Origin of the sequence: Streptomyces laculatispora (assembly GCF_017353455.1) — a bacterium.
In the GTDB taxonomy this organism is placed as follows: Bacteria; Actinomycetota; Actinomycetes; order Streptomycetales; family Streptomycetaceae; genus Streptomyces; species Streptomyces laculatispora.
Genome location: NZ_JAFMPZ010000044.1, coordinates 1 through 2972 on the forward strand (window position 1 = coordinate 1; position 2972 = coordinate 2972).

Annotated in this window: 4 protein-coding genes; all 4 read left to right on the forward strand. The window is 72.9% G+C overall.

All coding sequences use genetic code 11. The features are described 5' to 3' along the window. Positions 1 to 303: phosphoribosyl-AMP cyclohydrolase (hisI, locus tag J1C73_RS01565; protein ID WP_207314723.1), on the forward strand; the 303-nt coding region annotated here is incomplete at its 5' end. An 11-nt stretch (positions 304 to 314) separates the two neighbouring features. After that, positions 315 to 1802, forward strand: coding sequence for an anthranilate synthase component I (locus J1C73_RS01570; protein ID WP_207314724.1), 1488 nt, complete (start codon positions 315 to 317; stop codon positions 1800 to 1802). An 85-nt stretch (positions 1803 to 1887) separates the two neighbouring features. Continuing rightward, entirely contained in the window at positions 1888 to 2547 is a 660-nt protein-coding gene (locus J1C73_RS01575) for a TIGR02234 family membrane protein (protein WP_207314725.1), read from the forward strand. A gap of 137 nt (positions 2548 to 2684) precedes the next feature. Next, complete coding sequence (locus J1C73_RS01580; RefSeq protein WP_123471445.1) at positions 2685 to 2933, forward strand: HGxxPAAW family protein; 249 nt, start codon at positions 2685 to 2687, stop codon at positions 2931 to 2933. Positions 2934 to 2972: the final 39 nt, after the last annotated feature.

Genomic DNA, 2972 nt, shown 5'->3' on the forward strand with positions numbered 1-2972 from the left:
GCCGACGGACTGGTCCCGGCCATCGCCCAGCAGTACGACACCGGCGAAGTGCTGATGCTCGGCTGGATGGACGACGAGGCCCTGCACCGCACCCTGACCACCGGCCGCTGCACCTACTGGTCGCGCAGCCGCCAGGAGTACTGGGTCAAGGGCGACACCTCCGGCCACATCCAGCAGGTCAAGTCCGTCGCCCTGGACTGCGACGCCGACACCGTCCTCGTCAGGGTCGACCAGACGGGTGCCGCCTGCCACACCGGCGACCGCACCTGTTTCGACGCCGACGTCCTCCCGCTCGGACAGTAGGGTCTGCCGCCATGGATCTCGACACCTTCCGCAAGCTGGCCGTCGACCGGCGCGTCATCCCCGTCACCCGCCGGCTCCTCGCGGACGGCGACACCCCGGTCGGGCTCTACCGCAAGCTCGCGGGCGAGCGCACCGGCACCTTCCTCCTGGAATCCGCGGAGAACGGCCGCACCTGGTCGCGCTACTCCTTCATCGGGGTACGCAGCGCCGCCACGCTCACCACCCGGGACGGCCGGGCCCACTGGGACGGCACCCCGCCGGTCGGCGTCCCCGTCGACGGCGACCCGCTCCAGGCCCTGCGCGCCACCATCGAGACCCTGCACACCCCGCACGACCCGGAATCAGGACTGCCGCCCTTCACCGGCGGCATGGTCGGCTACCTCGGCTACGACATCGTGCGGCGGCTGGAGAAGATCGGCGAGAGCGGGGGCGACGACCTGAAGCTCCCCGAGCTGACCATGCTGCTCACCTCCGACCTCGCCGTCCTGGACCACTGGGCCGGCAGCGTCCTGCTCATCGCCAACGCGATCAACCACAACGACCTGGCCACCGGCGTCGACGAGGCGTACACCGACGCCGTGGCCCGGCTCGACGCCATGGAGCAGGACCTGCGCCGCCCCGTCGAGAACACCCCTGCCGTCCTGCCGCCCTCAGAGCTCCCGCCGTACACCGCGCTGTGGGGCGGCCCGGCGTACCAGGACGCCGTCGAGGACGTGAAGGAGCGCATCAGGGCCGGCGAGGCCTTCCAGGTCGTCCCCTCCCAGCGCTTCGAGACCCCGTGCACCGCGAGCGCGCTGGACGTCTACCGGGTGCTGCGCGCCACGAACCCCTCGCCGTACATGTACCTCTTCCGGTTCGACGGCTTCGACGTCGCGGGCTCCAGCCCCGAGGCACTCGTCAAGGTCGAGGACGGCCGCGCGATGGTCCACCCGATCGCCGGGACCCGGCACCGCGGCGCCACCCCGCAGGAGGACCAGGCCCTCGCCGAGGAACTCCTCGCCGACCCGAAGGAACGCGCCGAGCACCTGATGCTCGTCGACCTCGGCCGCAACGACCTGGGACGGGTCTGCGAACCCGGCAGCGTCGAGGTCGTCGACTTCATGTCGGTCGAGCGGTACTCCCACGTGATGCACATCGTGTCCACCGTCACCGGCCGCGTCGCCGAGGGCCGCACCGCCTTCGACGTCCTCACCGCCTGCTTCCCGGCGGGCACCCTCTCCGGCGCCCCGAAGCCGCGCGCCATGCAGATCATCGAGGAGCTCGAACCCACCCGCCGCGGCCTGTACGGCGGCTGCGTCGGCTACCTCGACTTCGCCGGGGACTCCGACACCGCCATCGCCATCCGCACCGCCCTGCTGCGTGACGGAACGGCATACGTCCAGGCCGGGGCGGGCATCGTCGCCGACTCCGACCCGGTCGCCGAGGACACCGAGTGCCGCAACAAGGCCGCGGCGGTGCTGCGCGCCGTTCACACGGCCAACCGCCTCGGCGGCGCATGAGCCCGGCCGGCGCACGCGGGGGCGGGTCGCGGGGGCTCCATCTCACACCCCCCATGTGCCGGTCACCCCGGGGCGGTAGGGGATAGTGGAGTACGTGAGTGCTGTCCCCGTACCCCAGCCCCGTGCCGAAGCCGTCTCCGCGCCCGACAGCGCGGGAAGCCGCCGAAGCCTGGCCGCCGGCCTGCTCCTCGGGGCAGCCGGGGCCACTGTCGTCCTGCTCGCCTCCGGGCAGACCTGGGCCCAGGGCCGGGCCGCGGTCGGCGGCGGCGCCCTGCCGATGAGCGCCGACGGACAGGACGTCACCGGTCTTCCGGCCGCCCTCGCCATCGTCGGCCTGGCCGCGCTCGTCGCCGTCTTCGCCGTCCGCAGCAGCGGCCGGCTGCTCGTCGCCGGACTGCTGGCCCTCAGCGGGCTCGGCGCCGCGCTGAGCGCCTTCCTCGGCGCCTCCGACAGCGCCGCGCTCGACGAGCAGGCCGCCCAGGCCACCGGCGACACCTCCGCCACCATCGGCGCCCTCAGCCACACCGCCTGGCCCTACGTGACCGCGGCCGGCGGTCTGCTGATCCTGCTCGCCGGGCTGCTCGCCCTGCGCTACGGCAGGCGCTGGCCCACGATGTCCGGGCGGTACGAGCGCGACGGCACCCCGCGTCCCCGCAAGGCCCCCCGCAAGGCCATGGATCCCGACCGGCCCGAGGACCTGTGGAAGGCCCTGGACCGCGGCGAGGACCCGACGCGCGAGGCATGACCCCCCGCTCACGTCCCGTCCGCACGTACGGGACAATGGCCCTGAGCTCACAGCACAGCGGCACCCACAGCGGCACCGGCTCTGCGCACAGCGACACCGAGCGATACCAACAGCGCAACACCAACGAGGAGCAACTCATGGCGGGCAGCAGCCACGGACACACCCCGGCCGCCTGGACCGGTGTCATCATCTCCTTCATCGGCTTCTGCATCGCAGGCGTCTTCATGGTCGCGGCCAACCCGCTCGGCTTCTGGGCCGGTATCGCCGTCACCGTCATCGGCGGCATCGTCGGCCTCGCGATGAAGGCCGCCGGTCTCGGTATGCCGAAGGAGTCGGCGGAGCTGGCCCAGGCCAGGGCCCGCGCCGGACAGGCGCAGACCTCCTGACCCCGTCCGCAGGACGTACGCACGCGAGGCGCAGCCCGG